We start from the raw sequence: 25,161 nt of genomic DNA, 5'->3' as shown, positions 1-25,161 counted from the left end.
ATTCTCAGTTAAGAGGCACGGATTCGTCTGTGATACCGCCGTCGCTTATCTCAGTTGCGCCGCCGTTCTTTTTCTTGTTGATGAAGCCGCTTACCTTGTCGATAATTGCAGGCATCTTCTCGATAGCGTTGCTGATAGGATCGTTAGAGCCCTCCATATTGACCATTTTAGCAGAGCCGTCAGGAGAGATAACGAGGAATCCCTCGGGCTTTATGGAAACGCCTGCTCCTGCTCCGCCGCCGAAAAGGTCCTTATCGTACTTTGAAGGCAGGTCTGAGCCGCCCGAAGCAAAGCCGTAGCTTACCTTGGAAACGGGAATGATAGTTGTGCCGTCGGGGAGCTTTATAGGCTCGCCGATAATAGCTTTGACGTCAGCCATTTCCTTGATCTTCTCGATAGAAATTCCTAAAAGTTCGCTTACAGGTGTGTTTTTTGCACTCATTGTATATACCTCACTTCTGCCTTGCGGCTGATTTTTTCATTTTGCGTTTTCTGAGCTTATCAGGGATAAATGTCCTGAAAATATATGTCAGCAGGAACCATGCTCCTGCGATGACTGCTGTACCGAGTCGGAAAGAAAGCTTTCCGGATGTGTCCCAGCGTCCCTTTGCTGCGCCGAACTGCGGACGTACATCTATAGTTTTCAGCCTTACGGTAAAGAGCTGGCTGAAAAACGCTATGCCGTTAAATATCAGAGTAGAATATCTTCCGTATTTGAGGGCGCAGTCGTAAGCGTCCTCGTCGGCGATTATGAAGTCGATGTAGAAGTCCTTGAGCTTGAAGCCCTTGAATATTTTCAGCATGGGGCGCTGAGCGCTCTCCCATATTCCCACAAGGAACTCAACCTTGTCGCTGAGGGACTTCTTTTCCTCGTCATTTTCCTTATCGTCATCATCTGACTCGAATGGATCGTCGTCGGCTTCGTCTTTTTTCTTTTTATCGTCTTCCTTAGGAGCTTCATCGGTATGAGCCGTAACTCCCGAAGAACTGTTTTCAGCAGTTTCCGTATGGGCTCCGCTGTCTGTATCCTCCGTGACCGCAGGCACCATATCCGCCTCGGGATCGTTTACGGGGATATCGTCCAGTTCCTTTTCCCATTCGTACTTTTCGCGCTGTTTTTTCTTCTTTTTGGACTTTTTTTCCTTTACAGGCTTGGGCTTTTTTTCTTTTTTGGGCTTCTTCGGCTTATCTTTCTTATTGGCTTTGCGCTTTTTCCACCAGCCGTAAAGACCTCCGCCCTCTGAATCCATAAGGTTTATTATCCAAAGCTTGACCTTATATCTGAATTTGCCGTCGATATAGCTGAACTCTCCTCCTGCAGGAGTTATGAGCACGACTAATATCAAAGCCAATACGGCAAGAAGTATATACAGCAGAATTTTTAGAATTATCATTCCTGCCGCTCCTTTACGTTTATTTTATTCCTGATTTGACTCGGAAAGCTCTCTTTCCACGAATTCGTCCTCTGTTTCCAGCACGAGGTCTCCCTGACCGGGTAACGGCGGAAGATCGGCTACTGAACTGAGACCGAAGCTTCTCAGAAATACCGATGTTGTCCTGTAGACTATGGGCTTTCCGGGAACGTCAAGACGTCCTGCTTCTTCAACAAGTCCCTTTTCCACGAGGTTGTTGATAACAGACGAGCTGTCTATGCCGCGGACGTTTTCAACGAAGCCCTTTGAAACAGGCTGATTATAGGCAATTATGGTAAGAGCCTCCATTGCCGCATTTGAAAGGGGCGCAGACCTCTTTGTTTCAAGGGCCGCCCTCACCTGCTCGCCGAACTCCTCACGGGTACACATCTGATAGCTGCTGTCGAATTTCTTGATGCAGATACCGCTGCTGTAGTCCTCATAGTGCTCATTGAGCAGTCTTATCATTGACGGCAGTGTACCTGCGTCAACGCCGCTTGCCTCCGAAAGGCGATATATCTCGATTGGCTCGCCGCTTGCAAAGAGGATAGCCTCTATTGCTCCGAGCTTTTCTTTGATCTCCAAGCTTTTCTCACTCCGTTCTTATTTCCCTTGAAGTATATCATCATATTATCTTCACTGATGGTTATACGTCCGTGTCTGGTGAGCTCCAGCACTGCAAGGAATGTCGCCACTCTTGCGGAGCGGTCCGTTACTCCCTCATAGAGCTTATCCATGTACACCTCGCCCGATTCATAGAGCTGTCTCAGAATATGTACCACCTTGGTCATAACTGAAACTATACGCCGCTTCACTACCGAGTTTATCTTGTTCTCAACGTGGAGCTTTGCGTGCTCGGACTTGATATTTTTAAGGGATATGGCGCTGTAGGCTATGGCAAGTCTCTCAGGTTCATGGACAAGAGTATATGTCATGTCAGCCTTTATCTTCATAGGCTCGCGGACGAATATACTGCCGCCGACATAAGCCTCAGCAAGCTTCTGAGCTGCTATCTTGCACAGCGAGTACTCGATAAGAGCTCCCTCCAGCTCGCGCTTCATCTGCTCAGCTTCTTCGGGCTGGGGCAGCAGAAACGCTGTCTTGATATATATGAGCCTTGCAGCCATTTCCAGAAATTCGCCTGCAAGCTCCAGATTCTGCTCGTGAGCCTGATCTATGTAGATGAGATACTGCTCAAGCAGCTTGGATATCTCGATATCGCAGATATTCAGCTTATGCTTGGCAATAAGGCTCAGCAGCAGGTCGAGAGGTCCCTCAAAGACCTCCAGCTTGAATGAAATACTTTCCATATTATCCTCTGATCGTTTTGATTATAAAGCGAAAAGCTTTGGTATCCACATAACAGAGAGCCAAAGCAGCTCCTCGACTTTTTCCCTTACAAAGATATACGGCATCATAAGCTCGGTGATATGCGTAGAAAGAAGCAGCAATACAATAAATGCTGTGTTGATCGCTCTGAAATTCCTGAACACCCACATATCGAACTTCGCAGGCATAAAGGAACGGATTATATTGAAGCCGTCCAGCGGAGGAAGCGGTATCAAGTTGAATACAGCAAGGCTGATATTTATATAGGCAAAGGAATACAGCAGTGTTCCCGCTATCTGTGCTCCCGACGTCTTGGTGGAAATCTCAAGAGTTTCCACATTTGTTACTAACGCAGAGCACATTAAAACCATGCATAGCGCCAGTCCGATAAAAGCAGCGATAAGATTCGACAGCGGTCCTGCAAGTGAGACCATTGCCATACCCAGACGTCTTTTCTTGAACTTTGAAGGATTCACAGGAACGGGCTTAGCCCAGCCTACTCCCAGAATGAGCATAAGCACAAAGCCTGCGATATCCAGATGAGCAAAGGGATTAAGTGTTATTCTTCCTGCTTCCTTTGCCGTATCATCGCCGAACCAGTGCGCAACAAGTCCGTGGGCTGATTCATGCAAAGGGACAATAAGCAGAAATACCGCCGTTCTTACAGCAGCAGTAAGCAAAAATTCGCTTATATCTGTTTCAAACATATTTATCCTTTCAAAACACAGGGCAAAACTGCCCCGATATAGTTATACAATATATATTATACTACATAACGGTATATATTTCAAGTAAAAAAAGCAAATTAAGTGCCGCAAAAAAATTTTTTTCATTTTTTTTGAAAAAACACTTGCTTTTTTTCTGATTATGTGTTAGAATAATCATGTTGTATTTTTACAGGTTAGTTAAGGAGGTGCAACCTAATGGCAAAATGTGATATCTGCGGAAAGGGCGTAACCTTTGGTATCAAGGTTTCCCACTCACACAGACGTTCCAACAGAACATGGAAGCCTAACGTAAAGCGCGTAAAGGCTATCGTCAAGGGTACTCCTTGTCATATCTATGCTTGCTCAAGATGTCTGCGTTCAGGCAAGATTGAGAGAGCTTGATCATGTAACGGTAAATTAAGAGCGTTCCTTTGCGGAGCGCTCTTTTTTTAAATATTTCACATAAAATTCCGCTTCAAGGAGCTTCTATGAACAGCGAACTGATAAATAACATTGACAAGCTTCACACCACCGAACTGGGAGAAGTACGCATAAAACGGAATCTCTCCCTTGAATGTTCCGATACGGTCAAATGGTGCAGATACAGGATACTCTCCCCAGAAGCCGTTATCGGGCGACGCGGCAAGAACTGGTATATAACCGTAAACGGCTGTATCATCACTGTTAATGCCTACAGCTATACAATTATCACTGCACATAAACGAAAGGAATGATAATATGAACATCAGACGCTTTGAAACAACTGACGCAGAAGCTGTCTCTGCTCTTGTTATAAAAACTCTCCGCATTTCCAACGCAAAGGACTACCCTGCCGAACTCATGGAGGAGATAGTGAAGTCAATGCAGCCGCAGAATATCCTCGAGCGCGCCGGCTGGACGCACTTTTATGTAGTCGAGGACAGCGGACAGATAATAGGCTGCGGTTCTATAGGTCCTTTCTGGGGCAAGGAAGACGAAAGCGGTCTGTTCACTATATTTGTACTCCCCGAGTATCAGGGAAAAGGCGTGGGCAGGTTCATTATGGAAACTCTCGAAAAAGACGAGTTCTTCCTCCGTGCAAAGCGCATCGAAATACCTGCTTCCATTACAGGCTGCCAGTTCTACAGAAAGTTCGGCTACGATTACAAGAACGGCAAAGCGGAGCTCGACGAGGAAAGGCTCTACCGCCTTGAAAAGTTCAGAACTCCTGCGATACTTGCAATAAAAGCTATAGAAAGAGATAATATTCCCGAATGTACGGAAGTCATAAGAACGAGCTTTATGACTGTTGCAGACGAGTTCGGCTTCACTGTGGAAAACGCTCCCAGATTTGTTGCCTTTGCAACTACTGATGATAAGCTGTACTCGCAGTTTGACAGCGAGCACCGTCCGATGTACGGCTATTTTTCCGAAAACGGAAGAATTATCGGATATTATTCCCTGCTTCTTCTCGAAAACAATGAATGCGAGCTGAATAATCTCTGCGTTCTTCCGGAATACAGGCATAAAAACATTGGCGGAGCTCTGTTCGCCGACGCCTGTGCAAAAGCAAAGGATAAAGGCTGCGATAAGCTTGTATTCAGCATAGTTGAAGAAAATGAGAAGCTCCGCAAATGGTACGAAAAACATGGAGCTGTACATACATACACGAAAAAATTCGATTTCTTCACGTTTACCTGCGGATACATGGAAAAGTCACTATAAGAAGGAGTAAACTATGTCCGACCGTTTTTCAAGAACCGAGCTTCTTTTCGGCGAAGAAGCCATGAAAATCCTCGCAAACTCCCGTGTGGCAGTTTTCGGCGTAGGCGGCGTAGGCGGCTATGCCGTTGAGGCTCTCGCACGTTCGGGAGTGGGAGCACTTGACCTCATTGACGACGACAAGGTCTGCGTTACCAATATAAACCGCCAGATAATAGCCCTTGACAGCACCGTTGGTATGTACAAGGTGGACGCAGCGGCGGAGCGTATCCGCGAGATAAATCCCGACTGCAAGGTGACCTGCCACAAGATGTTCTATATGCCCGAAACTGCTGATAAACTGGACTTTTCCCAGTACGACTATGTCATTGACGCTATCGACACGGTCACAGGCAAAATCGAGATAATCATGCAGGCTAAACAAGCAGGAGTTCCCGTTATAAGCTCAATGGGCGCAGGAAACAAGCTTGATCCTACGCGGTTTGAGGTCGCGGATATTTACAAGACCTCCGTATGCCCCCTCGCAAAGGTCATGCGCTATCAGCTGAAACGCCGCGGCGTTAAAAAGCTCAAAGTAGTCTATTCAAAGGAAGAGCCCATTACTCCACAGGGACAGGCTGTTGACGACGGCTCGGGCAAGACCGATATGCGAAACGGCTCTGCAAGGCGCTCCACGCCTGCTTCTGTAGCCTTTGTGCCTTCGGTTGTGGGACTTATCATCGCAGGCGAGGTCATCAAGGATATAGTGAAAAAAGCCGCAAAGGAGAATGATACATGAAAATAACCGCAGCATCAGAAGCAGACTTCGATACCGTAAGATCCATAACTCAGCAGACTATAAAGGCTGTCTATCCCCACTACTATCCAAAAGGAGTGGTGGACTTCTTTCTCGCCCACCACAGCGACGAAAATATAATGCGCGATATCCGAAACGGCGATGTTTTTCTGCTATATACCGATAAAAATGAAGCGGCAGGCACTGTCACCACCGAGAAAAACGAGATAAACCGACTTTTTGTGCTCACCGAGTATCAGGGACGGGGCTTCGGCGGAGCTCTTCTGCGCTTTGCCGAGGAGCGTATCGCCGAGAATTATGACAGGGCGGAGCTGTCCGTATCTCTGCCTGCAAAGGCTATTTATCTCAAAAAAGGTTATGTTTTTAAGGAATACTGCGCTATCAAGACCGAAAACGGTGATTATCTGTGCTTTGACAATATGGAGAAGCCCATGTTAAAATAAAAATAAATATCCCAAAGACTTGATTTATGCCCGTTTTTTTGTTATAATATTTTAGTGAGTTTTTGGGGTATAGCCAAGCGGTAAGGCACAGGACTTTGACTCCTGCATTCGTGGGTTCAAATCCCGCTGCCCCAATCCTGAAACGCCCGACATATGCTGTCGGGCTGATTTAATAGTGAGCAGTTAAAAGTGAGAGGAATGATTTATGGCAAACGAAAAGACCATGTTTGAAAAGTATCGAACAGAAAAATGTTTGTGTCCTAATTGCAAAAAGGATTATATCATTCCATTTAAAGCCAAAGCTGATAAAGCACATTCATTTTATTGTCCAAAATGCAATTATGAAGTACATCAAGCACCTGCGATCAATATTGATTAAACCGCCCTCACTGAGAGCGGTTTTCTTATACCCTAAATTCAAATATAATTTTTTGCAGGCTGCCAATGGCAGCCCCTGCCCACTACTCTCCACTTTCTAACTGCTATTTGACATTTTCCTATATATATGATATTATAAGTTATCAATTACGTAATTATCCGAGGTGAAAACAATGAAAAGAACCGATTATATAAGCTGGGACGAGTATTTCATGGGCATTGCAATGCTCTCCGCTCAGCGCAGCAAGGATAACTCAACACAGGTCGGCGCTTGTATCGTCAACGACCAGCACAAGATAGTTTCCGTAGGATACAACGGTATGCCCACAGGCTGCGATGACGACGATATGCCGTGGGAGCGCAGTGCCAAGTCCCCTCTCGATACCAAGTACCCCTTTGTATGCCACGCGGAGCTCAACGCTATACTCAACAGCAGCTTCGGAAGCCTCAGCGGCTGCACTCTCTATGTTACACTTTTCCCCTGCAACGAGTGCGCCAAGGCTATCATACAGTCGGGTATCAGGCGCGTGGTCTACTACAGCAATAAGTACGCAGATACCGACGGTGTCAAGGCTTCGTGCATACTTTTCGACAAGTGCGGAGTCAAGACCGAGGAATACAAGCCCAGCGGCAAGAATATAACTCTTTCAGTCTGAGGTTAACATCATGGTGATAAAACGAATTAACTGCTCGGTGCAGTAATAAAGGGAACGTCCCACCGAGTAAGAATAGTTCCCATACTGCGCCCATATTTGAAAAATAATATTAAAGGAGCAGTTATTATGAACGAATATGTAAAAATTGAAAGAATAGAATTTGTAGTTACAATGGGCTGCACAGGCAGGTGCAGACATTGCAGCGAGGGCAGCCACGATTTCGGCGGCGAGCACATCGACGGCTCAGCGGCTGCAAAAGCCGTTGCCGAAGTCTGCCGACACTACGACATAAAATCACTGATGACCTTCGGCGGAGAGCCTCTACTCTACCCTGAGACCGTCTGCGCTATACACAGCGCCGCAAGAGCTTCGGGAATACCGCAGCGCGACATCATAACCAACGGCTATTTCAGCAAAAAAGAAAGCAGGATACGTGAAGTCGCTGAAATGCTTGCAGAAAGCGGCGTGAACTGTGTTCTGCTGTCCGTTGACGCTTTTCATCAGGAGACTATCCCACTTGAGCCTGTGATGATATTTGCAGAATCTGTGAGAAATGCGGGAGTTCCCATTTTTCTCAGTCCTGCGTGGCTGAGAAGTCCCGAGGACGACAATCCATACAATAACGAAACGCACAGCCTGCTGAAGATATTCACGGACAAGGGCTTCGGTGTTTCTCAGGGAAACATAATATTCCCACAGGGCAACGCAAAGGTGCTTCTTGCGGAGTACTTCGACGAGGATAATACTATCGCAAATCCCTATGAGGACGATCCGAGGAATATCCGTGCTCTGTGCTTTGAGCCAGACGGCAGCGTTCTCGGCGGAAATGTCTACGATACGGATATCATGGATATAATAAAAAACTACAAACCATAATAAAAACTGATAGTTGAGAATTAAGAGTTGAGAGTTATTGTATCGCCTGCAGCGATATATTTTAAATAATATGAGCAGAGCAAATACATAAACTCTCAACTATAAACTCTATACTAAAAGCGGCTAAGTTAACCGTGATACTCATATAGAAACTTATATTTATTTATCGGGGGAAACCTTTCTGAGGAAAGGTTCTCCCCCGAACCCCTTTCCAAAGACTTTTATCTGGTTTTTTCTCAGATAGGGCGCTTAATAAATAAAAAAAGTCCTGCAAAATGCAGGAGCGCCCTATCTGAGAAAAAAACAAAACGAAAGTTTTAGGGAGAGAGTTTGAGAGAAGCCCCTTTTTCAAAAGGGGTTCTCTCAATAATAAACGTAAAACTTCTATATAAGTACTATGGTTATCTTAGCCGCTTTTGCTATAAGGGAGGTTTATTTTGCACTTGGAGCAAGATCCTTGACCTTACCGAGAAGGAACTCCTGTATTCTCAGAGCGTCATTGGAGGTAATGCCCTTTACAGTCACATCAACGTCTCCGTTGAGCTGTCCCTTTGCAGTGATATGTGTTTCGTCAGAACCGTTCAAGCCATATTTATTAGGATTTGCAAGGCTCTGCATAATGAGAACAGCGTCTGACATATCAATATTGCCGTCACAGTTAGCGTCGCCGTACTTCACATCTGTAGGCACGGGAGCTGTTGTAGTCGTAGTTGTTGTAACTACAGGCTTTGATGTAGTTGTAGTCGATGATGTGGAAGGCTCGGAACTGCCCTTGTAAAGATCCTTTGGGAGCTCGGAAAGCGAGATACAGAAATCGCTGTTGTAGAGCGCCTTTACTGCGTCTGCGTCCTGATAATCCTTACCGCAGAGGAAGTGAGCCTGCTCCGAATCATACCATGGGCAGAAATACAGCCAGTAAGCGTGTTCCACCTGCATATTGTTAAGTCCCGGGATAGAGTCATTCTCAGGCATAGATACCATTTTATTACCTTTGACGAACTTGTTGAGGGTATAGAAGATACCTGCCTCGGCGTCCTCATTAGGAACGCCCTGCTGCTTTCCGTCGTGACGGTTGTACTGGCAGTTGTACTTGTCAAATCCAACGATATCTACTTTATCGTCGCCAGAGTACCACTTAGCGGAGTTATCAGACCACGCATAGAGGTTCTGCTCCCAGATAAGGTTATGGAGACCGTACTCGTTGGTGAGAGTGTCCTGTAGGAAAGCCCAGAGCTGATTGTAAACTACAGCGCCCTCCTTCGACCACCAGAACCATGCTCCCGAACCGTCTATAGGATCGTCGGTATGGCTGGGGTTGCCCTCTGCCTCATGGAAAGGACGGAAGATAACAGGAACACCTGCGTCCTGAAGCTTTTTGAGCTCGGCTGCAAGATTCTTCATACAGAGCTGGAAGTAATCGTACTCCATAGTGCCCTTCTTCATGCAGTTTGCAGTTACGAAGTCTGTATTCTGAGTGTATGTTGTCTTTGCAAAGTCAAGAGGCTCACCAAGAGTATAGTCAGCCTTCTGAGTAGGTACGTTTACGTGCCATGAAGCTGTACAGATACCGTTTTTCTTGGTCGCCCAGTCTATCATACGCTGTGCAACGCCGTCGTCCCATGCATAGCACGGACAGTAGCTTCCGAAGTCAAAGCCGCGGATAGCAGGCTCCTCGCCTGTGAGCTCCTTGAGGTATCTCACCTCGAAATCATAGTCGTTGTATGTGTAGTTGCGGTTCTGAGTGCTGTATGTATAGACCTGTCCGTCGGGACCTGTGCAGTGCCACGGGAACTTCTCGCCCTGCTCCGTCTTGTCCCAGCTCTCCTCGTCGATAACGTACTCAACGCCATTCTGGTCAACGCACTTATTTGCGTTTGCGTCATAGCGGATAGTGGTCTCAACAGCATGACCGCCGCCGTATATCTCCTGCTGACCTGAGAGGATATGCTTGCCGTAAACGCTCTTGAGGTACTTCATGAGAGCCTTTGTCTCGGGAGTAGCCTTAGCATCAACAGGCGTATCGCTTGCCTTTGAAAGGTCGGGGAATGAAGCGTGGTCTACGGTTACGGTATCAATAGCCATATAGCCGTACTCGTTGATGAATTCGATAGTATTCACGCCCTTGTTCATACGCACCATTCCAAAGTCATAGTCTATCCACTTATCGGAATAAGCAGCCTGTGTGGTGTACTTTACACCGTTTATCTTGATCGCCTGCTGTCTGCCCTCCTTATTGAGTATCTGTGCGCCGTGAACAACGATAGAATACATACCGTCCTCGGGAACATTCACCTCAAATGAGCCGGGTTTAGCAGTGAGATAATAGAAGCCCTTTCCTGAGTATCCCGGTATTTCTGTCTGATAGATACTTGTCCAGAGCTCTGCGCCCTCCATGTCCTCGCCCTCGATAGTGTAAGGGAACTTTGTTGCAGCAGCTGCCTCACCTGCTGCAAAAGAACTGAAAAACGAGAGGGAGCTGCACTGTACTGCCGCCATAACGCCCGCAGCCGCCAGTGCCAGTGATTTTTTAAGCCTATTTTTCATGTTTTCCTCCTTTATGGGAATGCCTATAATTTACCGACTTTATTATACAATCTTTTAAGCCCTATGTCAATAGAAAAAGCCTATTTAATATGTAAATAATCTGTGATTATTTAAGTAATCTGCTTAAATAATGAAAAAAGGAACTTATGGGGGGCATAGTTCCTTTTTTCACGTCATTATATTAGAGAGAACCCAAATCTATCAGGATTCGGGGAGAGCTGGCACAAGTCCGAGAAGATATCTCTGGATAGAAAGTGCGTCGGCGTTGGTTATGCCGTTGCCCCTGCGCTCAACGTCCGCATTATCGCGGTTTTCGGGAGCGATAGTGTACTTGTTCGGATTTGCAAGAGACTGCATGATGAGTACAACGTCGGACATATCTACCTGACCGTCGCCGTTTGCGTCGCCTGCCTTGCCTACAGGTGCAGGAGCTGTGGTTGTCGATGTTGTTGTTATAACTGTAGTGGTAGTAGTTGTGGTTGTTGTCGTCGTTGTAGTTGCCTCAGAAGTTGTAGTCTCAACAGGAGTAAGGTCTACATCATAGGGATTCGGAGCAGAAGTCTGTGAAACTCCGCCGCTCATGTGGTAGCCAATGCTCTTGTACTGACTTGAACCTGATGTCTCGGCAAAGCCGTTTGGCTTGGGAGAACCGTCTGCGTTTCTCCACTGCTTGTGGAAATCAGTTCCCAGACCGCCTACATTGAGGCTGATGAAATCACTGTCAGCAGGAGTGATGATATCTCCCAGCTTAGCGCCGTTAGTCATAGTTGTATTGGACTTCGCATAGTAGTATTTGCTGTTGTAGTAAATGGAATTGCTCATGTTTCCTACGAACTTGTCGTTGGAGACCTTTATTCCAGCCGCATTGGTCTTTGTTACCTTGCCTGTGTTGATGTAGGACATCATACCGTTGAAGGTAGCTGAAGTATCACAGCGGTATACCATATAGTTAGCCTTGCCCTTGCCGCCGATACCGTTGTTGTATGCTGTACAGTTCTTCATATCGCCGAACTTTGGGTTGTTATTGTCTGTGAAGCCGCAGTTGAGGTTCTCGAATGCGAGACAGTTCTCAACATAGTGACGTGTACCAACTCCGCCGCCGCCAAGTTTGAAGCCGTTTCCGTCGCAGTCGCCGTAGCCCTTGCCGTCCTCGGTGAAACCGTTGCGGAATGCGATACAGTTCTTGATAGTTACCTTGCCTATAGGACCTGTTGCCTCCTTGGCATAGAGATCCCAGCCGTCGTCGGAGTTGCAGTATGCGATACAGCCGTCAAATACATTGCCCTCGCCGCAGGTGAGCTTTGCAGCAAAACCGTCGGCGTTCTCCATAGTTGCGTCATCGCAGTTGTTGCGCGATGTGCAGTTCTTGACGAGATTGTTTGTAGGCCACTGTGCAACTGTATTGTAGGAGCCGTTATATCTTGATATCTGGAGACCTGTATCCTGATTGCGGTCGAATATCATCATCTCGATGATATTATTGTCGCCCGAAAGGAGCATACCATTGTCGCCTGCGTGTGATATCTCGAAGCCATAGAAGTGCCAGTAAGAGCCGTCCAGTACGAAGCCGCGGTTTGCGCCGTCAACAGCCTGTCCTGTGAAATCAAACTTTACTGTAGCATTCGGAGCAGCTGCAATTGTCTTGTAAGCGCCTGCCTTACCTGAATTGCTCTCCTCAATCATGATAGTTGAGGTGTACTTGTATGTACCGCCGAGGAGGAAAATAGTTCCGCCTGCTGGTACAGACTTTATAGCTGTGAGAACATCTGTAGGCGAATTCTCGGTCTTTCCGTCTCCGCCGCCGTTAGGTGAAGCATATATCACCTTTCCGCCTGCAACGGGAGTTATCACGGGAGCAGCTGTAGTAGTTGTTGCCACAGGCTGCTGTACAGTTGTAGTCGCAGCAGTTGTTGTGATATCGGTAACGATCGGCTGTGTTACAGTTGTAGTTGTAACTGTAGGCGCAGGAGCGTTGTCCTCCTTGAAGCCGCTGCCGATAGCTGTTACAGAGCCCTTGTATGAGGTAAGCGCGGATTTGAGTCCCTGATTTACAGCATAGCTCTCGTCGTCAACAGCGTTGTTGAACTGCCACTTGAAATCGCCGCCGTCAACACGTCCTGCCTTTGCAGTAACTATAGCAGGAACGTCGCTTGCCTTGTCGGGAGTATAGCTGTACATCACGCTTGATGTATCGAAGTTATTGTAAGCAGTTCCGCCGCTTTTAGCCTTAACGTCGCCGCCCAGCTTCTCTGTTCTTAAAGAAGCCTCGTAAGCGTCGAAATCTGTCTTGTTCTGCTGATATGTTGTGTATGCCTTCTGACCTGTCATGAAGTTGCCGAAGGACTTGATAACGCCGCCTGCTTCACCCGAGAATGTGCCGCCTGTGATATCGTCTGAGCCCTGCATTGAGATGAGCATAGGATATTTGCAGTTGCGGAAGTAGTTGTTCTCAACGAAACATGAAGCGCCCATTGTTACGCCAACGCCGTACTTTGCATTGCCGTCGAAATAGTTATTGTAGCAGTGAACCGAGCAGGTCCTTATTCTGGGGTGGCGTGAGTCTGAGTGGTCATACCAATTGTGGTGGTATGTTATATAGTTCTCTGTAGACTCAGACTTCATACCCTGCAAGTTGCACTTGCCGTTGTCCCAGAAATGATTGTAAGAGTGAGTAATATAAGTAGAGGTCTTGGTATCAAGTGAACCGTCGCCCTTTGCCTGATCGGCGTCGGAGCCTGCGTCGCCGTAGAAGAAGTCGCAGTTATGCACCCAGATATGATTATTGTTCTGCTGGAGTCCGCAGTCGTCGCCCTCATTGCTGTTGCAGTTCATAAAGCCAAGGTTTCTTACCTCAACATTTGAACAGTTCTTCAGTACAAGACCGAAGCCGTTGAGAGTTGCGTCGTTTCCGATACCCTCGACAGTGAGACCAGCCTTTACCGAATCGACCATGAGGTCTCCCTTTGTAAGTACGGAGGGATCTGTAATGTTTCCTATAAATCTGATATTGAGAGGTCTTGATTCTTTCCCTTTCTTGTAGCCTGTGATGATATTCTGAACGCCTGTAAGAGTCTCTGCACCTTTACCTGTGGCGTCGATACTTGCCGTAACGCTGTCCTTGTTTCCGTTGGTAACGTATACGACTATTGCATTGCTTTTGAGGGTACCGTCGGAATTGTAAGCTCCGTTTGAATTTCCGTTCACGAAACCGAATCCGCTTCTGTCATGGGCATAGGCATTTGCCTTTGCCTCGGCAGCCTTGGAGCCGTCCTCCTTGCCGCCGATAACGGGAACTATCTTCATTGTGTGGCTGCCAGCCTTGAGACCTACGGCGTCTGCTCTCATATAGCCGCTGTACTGTCTTATAAGCATTGTATCTATCTTTGTGCCGTCCACATAAACGTTGTAGCCCGAAGCTCCCGAAACAGAAGACCATGTGGCGTACATACCCTCGCCGAAGCCTGCGCTGCTGAGCACCTTTACGCTGCTTTCAGCTGCATAAGAAGTGATGACGGACGAGCTCAAACCAGTGCCGAACATTGAGGCCGTTGTTCCCACAGCAGCAGAAACAGTCATCATTGCAGCAGCTGCAACAGAAGCTGCTTTTAACTTCATCACATTATTTCTCATGACGATCCCTCCAAATTTTAATATCCTCTGAAAGCGCACCTGAATATGCGCTTTTCTCTTACTGACTATATTATATATCCGTCCCGAAAACATTTCAATGACATATAGTACTTATAAGCTGACGCTTTGTGCTATTATATTCAAAACATCATACACAATCAGTCAATTACGCTTATATAAAAACATAAATGTGCATTACAGAGCATATCTCATGTGCTGATTTAGTCATTCATACAAAGTATCGATAAAAAGCGAGAGTTTTTACAGCTTCAAACGTCTAATAAATGGAAACAAATTTCATATCAACAAGGAGGTTTTATTATGAACACCAAAAAATTATTATCAATGCTTCTTTCAGCAGCTGTTACATTATCTTTTGCAGGCTTCTCACAACGGCTTGCTCTGCCGACAGTTCAGGCAGCCGACAATACCGAATATCCGATAGTCACCAGAACAGAGCGTTTTGAAGACATAAACACTCTTCCCGATAAGCGCATTTACAATAAAGACACTTACCTAGACGACTTTGACATCAGCGGACTCAGCATAATTGTTAACGAGGACATACATACCCGCATGGATTATTACTCAGGCTTCAGTCAGATAGTCCGTCACGAATACAAAATCGGCAAAATATACGACAATGAAGTGAACTTCAATGACGTCTGCACCGACCTTGTTCATATTATCGATCCCGAAACAGGTGAAACCGTCAGCAAATGGGGTGAAAGTAAGAGCAACAAAATCGACGTACACATCTACTCCCCGAAAGGGATACTGAGATTTTCCGAGCCCGACAATCCCGACGTTATCCACGAGGCCGAGGATTGCTACGTTATAGACTTCCCCATATATATTGAGGATAACGACAGCAGCAACAAGATAGTATTGATAGACGAAAAGGAAATAACCGACTACAGCTTCGGCAATAATATCAGCATCAAGGATATAGGCGATTTCAATCTCGACATGGACACATACAATTACAAAAACTATTACATAGACTGCAATATCCAAAAGGGCGATATCGTTTCTGGAGCATTCTACATTGATACCGACAGGAATTACATAATAGGCGCCGACCTAAAAATAGTAAGACCTGCTGTCGGAAATGGTGATGCAAACTGCGACGGTAAAGTGGATATGTCGGACGTGGTTTTTATAATGCAGTATCTTGCCAACCCCAATAAATATGGCTTAGACGGTACAGAAAAAATAAAAATGACCATAGACGGTCTGTTCAACGGTGACGTCAACGGCGGCGGAATAACCGTTCAGGACGCTGAGGTGTTACAGAAAAAGCTTATCGGAATAGAATGATCTGTCATGATATAGCAGAAAAGCGAAAAAGCCGTAAAGAAGTTTCAGCTTCTTTGCGGCTTTTTCTAAAATAATAAAGAATAGAGAATAAATAAGAAATAAGAATCAATGTGTCCGCTTTGCGGACATATTAAAAATAATATCACCGAAGGCGAAACCACTATTATTCTTTCTTCTCTATTATTTTAGAGGGCGAGATAAATATTTTTATCACACCCTCGCTAATGTGTAGCTTTTCTTATAAAACACAAAAAGCTCCGCATAAAGCGGAGCTTTCATAATTCTTAGAAAAGATCAAAATCGCCAAGGATATCGCCATTGACAACATAGTAAACCTTGTTTACCTCAGGTCTTACATAAACGTCAACCTTCTTGACAGTCTTTGCGCCTGAAGCCTTAGTAGCCTTAGCAATAAGCTCAGCTGTGTTTACCTCTGAACCCATAGCCTGAATAACTACCTTGCTGTCTACAGCAGCTGCAGCTGTTTTCTTAGCAGCGGGCTTCTTAGCAGCTGTAGCCTTCTTCTCAGCAGGCTTCTTAGCAGCAGTTGCCTTCTTCTCAGCAGGCTTCTTAGCAGCTGTAGCCTTCTTCTCAGCAGGCTTCTTAGCGGCAGTTGCCTTCTTCTCAGCAGGCTTCTTTGCAGCAGTCTTCTTCTCCTCAGCAGGAGCAGCAGCTGTTACCTCTACCTTTGTTTCTGCAGTCTTCTTATCTGGCATGATAGTATCCTCCTCGAATTACTTGTTTACAGCGTTCTTGAGAGCCTGACCAGCCTTGAAAGCAGGAGCCTTTGAAGCAGGAGCAGTCATCATCTTCTTTGTCTGAGGGTTGATAACCTGCTTCTCCTTACGGTCACGAACTTCAAAAGTACCAAAGCCAACGATTGAAACCTTCTCACCGCTTGCGAGAGCGTCTGTGATTGTTGCAATGATAGCGTTTACAGCAGTCTCTGCGTTCTTCTTTGTGAAGTCAGCCTTTTCAGCAACTGCACTGATTAATTCGGTCTTTGTCATAGTTTTATCCTCCATAAAATAGATTTTACAATTGAATTATATACCCTTTATAACAATTTGTCAAGAAATTTCCGAAAAAATGACAAATCGACGTATATTACGCCATTTGCGACCCCGTTTTTATACAAAACAAACATAGTTTAGGGCTATTTTCCGTTCCAACGAGCAGAAGGTACTACCAATTTTTATTACTTGCAGTATAATACATCCGATATATTCCGAAAAATAGAATGTTTTCCGGAACAAAAAAGCCTGCAAAAAACGACTGGCGTTCATTTTTACAGGCTTTTTCATAAAAATTTTCATTTTTTATACTTTTACATTTGGATTTGTGTACTGTCCGTGCTTTTTTGTTGCTCCGTTCCAGAACTGGATAGCGAACTCAGGGCAGTGGTGCAGACATCTGAAACACAGCGCACACCTGTCCCGAACCCATACGGGCTTGCCGTCCTTTATCCTGATAGCCTTTACGGGACATTTCTCAGCGCAGAGACCGCAGCCGATACAACTGTCCTCCACGGAGAGATTCTTTGTGCTTCTCACCTTTGCGAACACCTTATCCGTAAGCGGATAGATAGCATAAGGCGTTTTCAGGTTCATATAATTGCCCTTTTTCCTGTGGAGTATCTTGGCTATAGTCCTGTCGATGTTGACCTCAGCCTTTTCGTTCTGCCTTGCCACCTTTTTCGGATCGGACAGGTCAAAGGTCACCGTCCAGTTATCTGGCATTTTAATATTGTAAGCCGCACTAAGCCTTATCCCCTTCTCTTTCAGCAGTCTGCGAGTCTCCTCGCCGCTGCACCCGGGCGTCGTTCCATATGTAGAAACCACAAAGATGTAGTGTCTGCCGCTTCTTTTAAGATTGAGCTTTTTAAGGAATGCTCTCACAGGTATAGGCAGTGCCCACCAGTGAGTAGGCGTAACTATGCCGAAGTGCTCGTCCTCTTCAAGGGTTATATCGTATACGCCGTCCTCAATGGACATGGTCTTTTCACCTAAAGCCTCGGCGATACGCTGCGCCGCATACTTACTGTTTCCTGTTGCCGAAAAATAAACTATCATATATATCCCCCTATACATTATTATGTCATCAGCGCGTTTGTCAGCTTATCTTTTCAAACTGATCAGCACCTACTCCGCAGATAGGACATTCATAGTCAGCAGGTACCTCGTCTCCGATATATTCATATCCGCAGACCATACATCTCCATACAGTCTGACCGTTCTCGGTCTTTCCAACAGGTACAGCATCATGTCCGCCGTCCGATACTTTTTCAAAATCAGCCTTGCCGTGCTTGCATATTGGACAGACAAAGTCATCGGGAACTTCCTCACCTACGTACTCATAACCGCAGATAACACATCTCCAGATAGTCTGACCGTCGGAGGTCGTTCCTACAGCCTCGGGCTTTGGCTTGATATTGCTCTGATAGTATTCATAGGTAGCTGAAGGAGTATCGCTGAGGACCTCCATATCCGTAACATTGCCGATAAACATTGTATGTGTGCCAAGGTCAATGCTGTGCCATACAGAGCATGAGATATAGGCGTTTGTGCCTTTTGTTACGATAAGTGTGCCGTTTTCAGCACGTTTGCAGTCGGTAAAGTCCGCAAACTTGTCCACATCGCGTCCCGACTGGAAGCCGAAATGCTTGAACAGCGAGAAATCTGCGTCTGTACTTATTACAGAAGCGGTGAATCTTCCTGTAGACATTATCATATCGTGCGTAAGATTGTTCTTGGCAACGGTAAGGCTTACCTTATTGGGAGTTGATGTCACCTGCGCAAGTGTATTTGTGATACAGCCGTTGTCTTTGCCGTCACAGCAGGCTGTAACAACGAAAAGTCCGTAGCTTATTTTGTACATAGCTTTCTTGTCCATAGTATGATACCTCCGATTATATATAGAATTGCACTGAAGATTTTTATTATCTCATATTATAATTTTACCAAAACATTTTCAGGTAGTCAAGTATATTTTGTGAACATTTTAGTTCCTTGACATTTGACGAAAAAGTGCTATAATAGATATGAAAAAGGGAGCTTGTGTAACAGGCTGAGAGGGAGTTTCAAACTCCGACCTAACCTGATTTGGATAATGCCAACGTAGGGAAATACTTATGTAAAATAGGTGTGTCTCTCTGCGGACACACTCTTTTTATTTTTCGAGCTTATGCTCGAAAAAGTTGAGAGCTGAAAGATGAGAGTTCAGAGCTATTGTCTGCCATTACAGACAAATATTTGGAAAAATCTTCAAATAACCCTCAATTCTCAACTCTAAACTCTCAACCGCAAAGCTTTGCTTTGCAGAGGGACATCGGGGGCACCACTTTGTCTCGCTATACAAAATTAATGCTGGGGCATTCGCCCAAAACGATCACAAAGGAGAAATGAATATGAGAACAGCATTAACGATCGCAGGAAGCGACTCCTGCGGAGGCGCCGGCATTCAGGCGGACATGAAGACCATGACCATGAATGGTGTTTTTGCCATGAGCGCGATAACCGCTCTCACTGCGCAGAACACGACCGGCGTAACAGGTATTATGGAGGTATCGCCTGAATTTTTAGCCATGCAGCTTGACGCTGTGTTCACGGACATTCGTCCCGACGCAGTAAAGACAGGCATGGTATCCTCCGACAAGCTAATCCGCACCATAGCTGCAAAGCTCCGCGAATACAAGGCGGAGAACATAGTTGTGGATCCTGTTATGGTAGCTACCAGCGGTTCAAAGCTCATTGCTGACGAGGCTGTCGAAACTCTGAAATCAGAGCTTCTGCCTATTGCAACTGTGGTAACACCAAATATCCCTGAGGCTGAAATACTTGCGGATATGAAGATAGCTTCACAGGACGACATGGTAAACGCAGCTCAGATAATCGGCGAGAAATACGGCTGTGCAGTGCTCTGCAAGGGCGGTCACAGTCTCAGCGACGCTAACGACCTCCTCTGGAATAACGGCAGCACAAAATGGTTCAACGGCAGACGTATCGACAACCCAAACACTCACGGTACGGGCTGCACACTTTCAAGCGCTATCGCCTCAAATCTTGCTAAGGGGTTCACACTGGAGAAGTCCGTTGAACGCGCCAAGGACTATATCTCGGGCGCTCTCGCAGCAATGCTCGACCTCGGCAAAGGCAGCGGTCCTATGAACCACGCATTCGCTCTTACAGGCGAGTTCGCCAAGGAGGCAGAATAATGGAACAGAAGCGAACCTCAGTTTACGAAAACGGACTTATATGGTTCGGCGCAGGCGTTTCAATCGCCGAGATAATCACAGGTACATACTTCGCACCTCTCGGCTTCGGAAAAGGTCTTCTCGCCGTAATAATCGGTCATATCATCGGCTGCACTATGCTTTTCCTTGCAGGTCTTATCGGCGGCAGGACTCGCAGAAGCGCTATGGAGACCGTAAAAATGAGCTTCGGCAGCAAGGGCGGTATCTTCTTTTCGATACTCAACGTGCTTCAGCTGGTCGGCTGGACCGCGATAATGATATACGATGGCTCACTGGCTGCAAACGGTATCTTTGACGCAGGAAAATGGGTATGGTGTCTCGTCATCGGCGGACTCATTATCCTCTGGATACTCATCGGTATCAAAAACCTCGGCAAGATAAATACTGTGGCTATGGCTGCACTTTTCATACTTACACTTATACTATGCAAGGTCATCTTCTTTGACGGCAGCGAGCTTCCTGTTTCAGAGGAGAGCATGAGCTTCGGCGCTGCTGTGGAGCTCTCGGTAGCAATGCCTCTTTCATGGCTGCCTCTCATCAGCGACTACACAAGAGAAGCTGAAAAGCCCGTGGCTGCAACTGCCGCAAGCGCTGTAGTTTACGGTATAATCAGCTGCTGGATGTACGCTATCGGCATGGGAGCTGCTATTTTCACCGCTGAATCCGATATCGCTCAGATAATGGTAAAGGCAGGCCTTGGCATAGCAGGTCTCCTTATCGTGGTATTCTCAACAGTTACAACTACATTCCTTGACGCTTACTCGGCAGGTATCTCGGGAGAGTCCATACTTTCAAAACTCAAGGGCAAATGGGTGGCTGTTGCTGCTGCCGTTATCGGTACAGCAGGAGCTATACTCTTCCCCATGGAGGATATAACAAACTTCCTCTATCTCATCGGCTCGGTATTCGCACCTATGATAGCTGTTCAGATAGCAGACCATTTCATACTCAAAAAAGACAGCTCCGACAAGAGCTTCGACATAATAAGCTGTATCGTATGGGTACTGGGCTTTGCCCTTTACCGATTCCTTATGACCAAGGATATCCCTGTGGGCAATACACTGCCCGATATGGCTGTAACTATTATCATCTGCGTTGCCGCAAAGAAAATATTTGCAGGAAGCGCAAAATCACTCAAGGCTAAAACAGAATAATGCTAAACAGGAGAATTATATTATGAGAAATTATCATACACAGATGGAAGCAGCTAAAAAGGGTATCATAACTCCCGAAATGGAAATAGTTGCCAAGAAAGAATATATCACACCCGAGGAGCTCCGCGCTCTCGTTGCAAAGGGTGAGGTTTGTATCCCCTGCAACATCAACCACAAGTCCATATCCCCCGAGGGTATCGGTACCAAAATGCGCACCAAGATAAACGTAAACCTCGGTATCTCAGGTGACGCCAAGAACTACGACGTGGAAATGGAAAAGGTGGACATGGCGCTGAAATTCGGCGCTGAGGCTATCATGGACCTCTCCAACTACGGCAAGACAAACACTTTCAGAAAGGCTCTTATCAAAAAGGCTCCTGCTATGATAGGAACTGTTCCTATGTACGACGCTATCGGCTATCTTGAAAAGGACCTACTCGAAATAACCGCCGAGGACTTCCTCAGAGTTGTACGTGCTCACGCAGAAGAGGGCGTTGACTTCATGACTATCCATGCAGGTATCAACCGCCGTGCTGTTGAGGCTTTCCGCAGAGAGGGACGCAAAATGAACATCGTCTCACGCGGCGGCTCACTGCTCTTCGCATGGATGATGATGACAGGCAACGAGAACCCGTTCTATGAGCATTACGACGAAGTTCTCGACATTCTCCGTGAATTTGACTGCACTATCTCCCTCGGAGACGCACTCCGCCCGGGCTGTATCGACGACTCTACAGACGCAGGTCAGATATCCGAGCTTATTGAGCTTGGCGCTCTCACAGAAAGAGCATGGGCAAAGGACGTTCAGGTAATGGTCGAGGGCCCCGGTCACATGGCAATGAACGAGATAGCGGCAAATATGAAGATACAGAAGCGTATCTGCCACAACGCTCCGTTCTACGTCCTCGGACCTCTTGTAACTGACATATTCCCAGGCTATGACCACATAACATCTGCTATCGGCGGTGCTATCGCTGCTGCAAGCGGCGCAGACTTCCTCTGCTACGTTACTCCTGCCGAGCACCTTCGCCTGCCTGATACAAACGACGTTAAGGAGGGCATAATCGCAAGCCTTATCGCAGCTCACGCCGCTGACATCGCAAAGGGCATACCACACGCTACAGACCGCGATAACGCTATGGCTGAGGCTCGCCACGCAGTTGACTGGGAGAAGATGTTCGAGATTGCTGTTGACGGTGAAAAAGCTCGCGCATACTTCGAGAGCACTCCCCCTGCTGACAGACACACCTGCTCAATGTGCGGCAAGATGTGCGCCGTAAGGACTACAAATATGATACTCAACGGCGAAAAGGTCGAGTTCTGCACTGAAAAGTAATATCCAAGGCGCACTTCATGTGCGCCTTTTTAGTGATTAGTTATTAGTGATTAGTGAGTAGAAATATCTACTCCGAATTTACTCGCTGATAGTATGAACGGGATTCCTAAGGGACGTGTTCCTTAGGCGGAGTGACTCCCCATAAAATGGGGAGATGTCGCAACGCGACAGAGGGGACGGACCCAATTAGGGGGACCTGCAAGTGAGGGCGTCCCCTAACTGGCGGCGAAACGCCGCCCCTACAGTCTCAGTTCTTAGCTCTTAGTTCTAAGCTCTAATAGTTTTGTATATATGCACAAATCGGACTGTGCATTACTGTTGATTATGCACTTTTTTTGGACAGAGCCGAAAAATTCGTCGTTTCTCTTGATTATTATTTTTATATGTGATATAATGTACTTTATAGTATGGCTAATTTTACTTATTTGAGTAAAAGAAAAAAATTTCTCGGAATGGTGAGAGTTTTTTCTTTCCCATACGTCTAATTATTATAAAGCATTTTTCGGAGCTCACCGCTCCGTGGAAGGGAAAAGGTAATACATCATGAAAAAAGTCATTATCATCGGCGCAGGACCTGCCGGTCTTACCGCTGCATATGAGCTTCTGAAGGACGGCTCGGGAGAGTACGACGTTACCGTCCTTGAGGAAACTACCGCTATCGGCGGTATCTCCAAAACTGTAAACTACAAGGGCAACCGTATGGATATGGGCGGTCACCGCTTCTTCTCCAAGATCCCCGAGGTAAATCAGTGGTGGAGCAATATGCTTCCTATGCAGGGCTCGCCGTCATCGGACGACAAATTCCTCAAAAGACACGTAAACGTTGAAGCAGGCGGTCCGGATCCTCAGAAGGAAAACCGCGTAATGCTCAAGAGACGCAGAGTATCACGTATCCTTTTCAACGACAAGTTCTATGATTACCCTGTTTCGCTGAAGCCAGAAACTATCAAGAACTTCGGATTCTTCACCACAATGAAGGTCGGCTTCAGCTACCTCAAGGCTGCTATCCACAAGCGCCCTGAGACAAATCTTGAAAACTTCTATATCAACTGCTTCGGTAAGGAGCTCTACTCCATGTTCTTCGAGTACTACACCGAGAATCTCTGGGGCAGACACCCCAGCGAGATAGACGCTTCATGGGGCGCTCAGCGTACAAAGGGACTCTCTATCGTAGGTATCATCAAGGACTTCTTCGGAAAGCTCTTCAAGGTAAAGAACCGTAAGGTAAATACATCTCTTATCGAGGAATTCAAGTACCCTAAGCTCGGTCCAGGACAGCTCTGGGAGGTCACTGCTGATGAAGTAAAGAAGCTTGGCGGTCACATCATCATGGAGGCTGCTGTCAAGAAGCTCCACAAGAATTCCGACAACGTCCTCACAGGCGTTACCTACATCAAGGACGGTCAGGAAGTTGAGCTCAACGGCGACGTTATTATCTCATCAATGCCTGTCAAGGACCTCGTTGCAGGAATGAACGATGTTCCCGAGGAGCCTTCTCGTATCGCAGCAGGACTTCCCTACCGTGACTACATGACACTCGGTGTTCTCGTTCCGAAGCTCAAGCTCAAGAACAAGACAAATATGAAGACAGTCGGCAACATCGTGCCTGACTGCTGGGTCTACGTTCAGGACAGACGTGTTAAAATGGGACGTTTCCAGATATACAACAACTGGTCTCCTTATATGGTAAAGGACCTCGGTCATACTGTATGGGTAGGTCTTGAGTACTTCGTAACAGAGGGCGACAAGTTCTGGAACATGACTGAGGAGCAGTTCTCCGACTTCTGCGTTAAGGAAATGGTTAAGCTCGGTCTTATCGACAGCGCAGACGAAGTCATCGACACACATATGGAAAAGGTTAAGAAGGCTTATCCTGCTTACTTCGATACATACGAAGAAATGGACAAGCTCATCAGCTACCTTGATACTATCCCGAACCTCTACTGTGTAGGACGTAACGGTCAGCACAGATACAACAATATCGACCACTCTATGGTAACTTCTTTCGAGGCTGTAAAGGCTATCAAGAACGGCAGCTCAGACAAGTCTGCTATCTGGAACGTTAATACAGAAAAGGAATATCACGAGGAGAAGCAGAAGTAATGGACGAGATTAAGCAGATATTCCGCGACAAACAGTTCAAGAAGCTGTTTGTCGGTGATACGGATAATACGCTGATACAGTTCTTCCGCTACCTTTTCGTCGGCGGACTTGCATTTGTCGTTGACTTCGCATTATCCTATATACTGTTCAGATTTGCTTTCGGAGAACAGAAGGAATTCGGCTGGATAGCCAATTCCCTGTCATTTATCGCAGGTCTTGCAGTAAACTATGTTATAAGTACATTCTGGATATTCAAAAACTCAAAGGTAGAGAACAAGTTTGTTGAGTTTATCAGCTTTGCCGCTATCGGTGTTGTGGGACTTCTTATAACCATTGGCATTACCAAGCTTTTCGAGATATGGCTTGGCGATACAACAAGCCTCTTCCAGATAATCGCAAAGGTAGTTTCAACTGCGGTATCGTTCCTCTGGAACTTCTTCGCAAGAAAAATACTCCTTTATACCAAAAAGGAAGACAAGAACTGAAATTAATTATTATAGGCGGATAGTATCCGCCTATAAAAT

The 25,161-nt window shown here is 46.3% G+C and carries 25 protein-coding genes, 1 tRNA gene and 1 riboswitch; of the genes, 15 read left to right on the top strand and 11 right to left on the bottom strand.

What is annotated here, in order from left to right; all coding sequences use genetic code 11:
* Positions 1-4: 4 nt before the first annotated feature.
* From BT105_RS01040 to BT105_RS01020, 5 genes are read right to left on the bottom strand one after another with little or no spacing between them, the layout of a single operon-like run.
* The gene (locus BT105_RS01040; protein ID WP_072299000.1) at positions 5-442 is read right to left on the bottom strand and encodes a GerW family sporulation protein; all 438 of its coding nucleotides are present in this window, start codon (positions 440-442) and stop codon (positions 5-7) included.
* Positions 443-452: 10 nt separating this feature from the next.
* Positions 453-1,394 carry a hypothetical protein gene (locus tag BT105_RS01035; protein WP_072298999.1) on the bottom strand — a complete coding sequence of 314 codons (942 nt, stop codon included), beginning with the start codon at positions 1,392-1,394 and terminating at the stop codon, positions 453-455.
* A gap of 24 nt (positions 1,395-1,418) precedes the next feature.
* A complete protein-coding gene (gene scpB, locus BT105_RS01030; protein WP_072298998.1) occupies positions 1,419-1,997 on the bottom strand; it encodes an SMC-Scp complex subunit ScpB in 579 nt (192 codons plus the stop codon).
* Positions 1,967-2,722, bottom strand: coding sequence for a segregation and condensation protein A (locus BT105_RS01025; protein WP_072298997.1), 756 nt, complete (start codon positions 2,720-2,722; stop codon positions 1,967-1,969). Before BT105_RS01025 ends, scpB begins: the two co-directional genes overlap by 31 nt.
* A 21-nt stretch (positions 2,723-2,743) precedes the next feature.
* On the bottom strand, positions 2,744-3,448 hold the full coding sequence (locus BT105_RS01020; RefSeq protein ID WP_072298996.1) for a site-2 protease family protein: 705 nt from the start codon (positions 3,446-3,448) through the stop codon (positions 2,744-2,746).
* Positions 3,449-3,664: 216 nt separating this feature from the next.
* On the opposite strand from BT105_RS01020, the gene rpmB reads away from it, so the two are divergent.
* The 9 genes from rpmB to BT105_RS00975 all read left to right on the top strand — a co-directional run bounded on the left by rpmB (position 3,665) and on the right by BT105_RS00975 (position 8,298).
* The gene (rpmB, locus tag BT105_RS01015; protein WP_024859949.1) at positions 3,665-3,850 is read left to right on the top strand and encodes a 50S ribosomal protein L28; all 186 of its coding nucleotides are present in this window, start codon (positions 3,665-3,667) and stop codon (positions 3,848-3,850) included.
* Positions 3,851-3,936: 86 nt separating this feature from the next.
* Complete coding sequence (locus BT105_RS01010; RefSeq protein ID WP_072298995.1) at positions 3,937-4,182, top strand: DUF3781 domain-containing protein; 246 nt, start codon at positions 3,937-3,939, stop codon at positions 4,180-4,182.
* Between the two features lie 4 nt (positions 4,183-4,186).
* Positions 4,187-5,152, top strand: a complete 966-nt coding sequence (locus tag BT105_RS15240) for a GNAT family N-acetyltransferase (protein ID WP_242940059.1) — start codon at positions 4,187-4,189, stop codon at positions 5,150-5,152.
* A gap of 13 nt (positions 5,153-5,165) precedes the next feature.
* Positions 5,166-5,927, top strand: a complete 762-nt coding sequence (locus BT105_RS00995) for a tRNA threonylcarbamoyladenosine dehydratase (protein WP_072298994.1) — start codon at positions 5,166-5,168, stop codon at positions 5,925-5,927.
* Entirely contained in the window at positions 5,924-6,388 is a 465-nt protein-coding gene (locus tag BT105_RS00990; RefSeq protein WP_072298993.1) for a GNAT family N-acetyltransferase, read from the top strand. Before BT105_RS00995 ends, BT105_RS00990 begins: the two co-directional genes overlap by 4 nt.
* 63 nt (positions 6,389-6,451) lie before the next feature.
* Positions 6,452-6,523, top strand: a tRNA-Gln gene (locus tag BT105_RS00985).
* A gap of 70 nt (positions 6,524-6,593) precedes the next feature.
* Positions 6,594-6,767, top strand: a complete 174-nt coding sequence (locus BT105_RS14755) for a DNA-directed RNA polymerase (RefSeq protein ID WP_143186520.1) — start codon at positions 6,594-6,596, stop codon at positions 6,765-6,767.
* Positions 6,768-6,939: 172 nt separating this feature from the next.
* A complete protein-coding gene (locus tag BT105_RS00980; RefSeq protein WP_072298992.1) occupies positions 6,940-7,422 on the top strand; it encodes a deoxycytidylate deaminase in 483 nt (160 codons plus the stop codon).
* A gap of 126 nt (positions 7,423-7,548) precedes the next feature.
* On the top strand, positions 7,549-8,298 hold the full coding sequence (locus BT105_RS00975) for a radical SAM family protein (RefSeq protein WP_072298991.1): 750 nt from the start codon (positions 7,549-7,551) through the stop codon (positions 8,296-8,298).
* 432 nt (positions 8,299-8,730) lie between these two features.
* On the opposite strand, the gene BT105_RS00970 is transcribed toward BT105_RS00975, so the two are convergent.
* Positions 8,731-10,842 (bottom strand): glycosyl hydrolase, encoded by a 2,112-nt coding sequence (locus BT105_RS00970; protein ID WP_072298990.1) that lies wholly within the window; start codon positions 10,840-10,842, stop codon positions 8,731-8,733.
* Between the two features lie 201 nt (positions 10,843-11,043).
* A complete protein-coding gene (locus tag BT105_RS00965) occupies positions 11,044-14,472 on the bottom strand; it encodes a pectate lyase family protein (RefSeq protein WP_072298989.1) in 3,429 nt (1,142 codons plus the stop codon).
* A gap of 321 nt (positions 14,473-14,793) precedes the next feature.
* Between BT105_RS00965 and BT105_RS00960 the strand changes: the two genes are divergently transcribed.
* Positions 14,794-15,792, top strand: coding sequence for a dockerin type I repeat-containing protein (locus tag BT105_RS00960; protein WP_072298988.1), 999 nt, complete (start codon positions 14,794-14,796; stop codon positions 15,790-15,792).
* 284 nt (positions 15,793-16,076) lie between these two features.
* Here BT105_RS00960 and BT105_RS00955 read toward each other — a convergent pair whose 3' ends face one another.
* The 4 genes from BT105_RS00955 to BT105_RS00940 all read right to left on the bottom strand — a co-directional run bounded on the left by BT105_RS00955 (position 16,077) and on the right by BT105_RS00940 (position 18,684).
* Positions 16,077-16,508 carry a DUF6465 family protein gene (locus tag BT105_RS00955; RefSeq protein WP_072298987.1) on the bottom strand — a complete coding sequence of 144 codons (432 nt, stop codon included), beginning with the start codon at positions 16,506-16,508 and terminating at the stop codon, positions 16,077-16,079.
* 18 nt (positions 16,509-16,526) lie between these two features.
* Positions 16,527-16,802: an HU family DNA-binding protein gene (locus BT105_RS00950; RefSeq protein WP_028514795.1), complete on the bottom strand. Its 276-nt coding sequence runs from the start codon at positions 16,800-16,802 to the stop codon at positions 16,527-16,529.
* Positions 16,803-17,111: 309 nt separating this feature from the next.
* On the bottom strand, positions 17,112-17,864 hold the full coding sequence (locus tag BT105_RS00945) for an EFR1 family ferrodoxin (RefSeq protein WP_072298986.1): 753 nt from the start codon (positions 17,862-17,864) through the stop codon (positions 17,112-17,114).
* Between the two features lie 40 nt (positions 17,865-17,904).
* Positions 17,905-18,684 (bottom strand): flavin reductase, encoded by a 780-nt coding sequence (locus tag BT105_RS00940; protein ID WP_072298985.1) that lies wholly within the window; start codon positions 18,682-18,684, stop codon positions 17,905-17,907.
* 144 nt (positions 18,685-18,828) lie between these two features.
* A riboswitch (TPP riboswitch) is annotated at positions 18,829-18,932 on the top strand.
* Between the two features lie 266 nt (positions 18,933-19,198).
* On the opposite strand from BT105_RS00940, the gene thiD reads away from it, so the two are divergent.
* The 5 genes from thiD to BT105_RS00915 all read left to right on the top strand — a co-directional run bounded on the left by thiD (position 19,199) and on the right by BT105_RS00915 (position 25,122).
* A complete protein-coding gene (gene thiD / locus BT105_RS00935; protein WP_072298984.1) occupies positions 19,199-20,005 on the top strand; it encodes a bifunctional hydroxymethylpyrimidine kinase/phosphomethylpyrimidine kinase in 807 nt (268 codons plus the stop codon).
* Positions 20,005-21,198: a putative hydroxymethylpyrimidine transporter CytX gene (cytX, locus tag BT105_RS00930; RefSeq protein WP_072298983.1), complete on the top strand. Its 1,194-nt coding sequence runs from the start codon at positions 20,005-20,007 to the stop codon at positions 21,196-21,198. The genes thiD and cytX overlap by 1 nt, the downstream gene beginning before the upstream one ends.
* 22 nt (positions 21,199-21,220) lie before the next feature.
* Positions 21,221-22,534, top strand: a complete 1,314-nt coding sequence (gene thiC, locus BT105_RS00925) for a phosphomethylpyrimidine synthase ThiC (protein ID WP_072298982.1) — start codon at positions 21,221-21,223, stop codon at positions 22,532-22,534.
* Between the two features lie 543 nt (positions 22,535-23,077).
* Positions 23,078-24,637 (top strand): NAD(P)/FAD-dependent oxidoreductase, encoded by a 1,560-nt coding sequence (locus BT105_RS00920; protein ID WP_072298981.1) that lies wholly within the window; start codon positions 23,078-23,080, stop codon positions 24,635-24,637.
* Positions 24,637-25,122 (top strand): GtrA family protein, encoded by a 486-nt coding sequence (locus tag BT105_RS00915; protein ID WP_028514789.1) that lies wholly within the window; start codon positions 24,637-24,639, stop codon positions 25,120-25,122. The genes BT105_RS00920 and BT105_RS00915 overlap by 1 nt, the downstream gene beginning before the upstream one ends.
* The last annotated feature ends 39 nt before the right edge of the window (positions 25,123-25,161 follow it).

Source organism: Ruminococcus flavefaciens (assembly GCF_900119075.1).
In the GTDB taxonomy this organism is placed as follows: domain Bacteria; phylum Bacillota; class Clostridia; order Oscillospirales; family Ruminococcaceae; genus Ruminococcus; species Ruminococcus flavefaciens_Q.
This window is presented reverse-complemented; position numbering and strand designations above follow the sequence as displayed.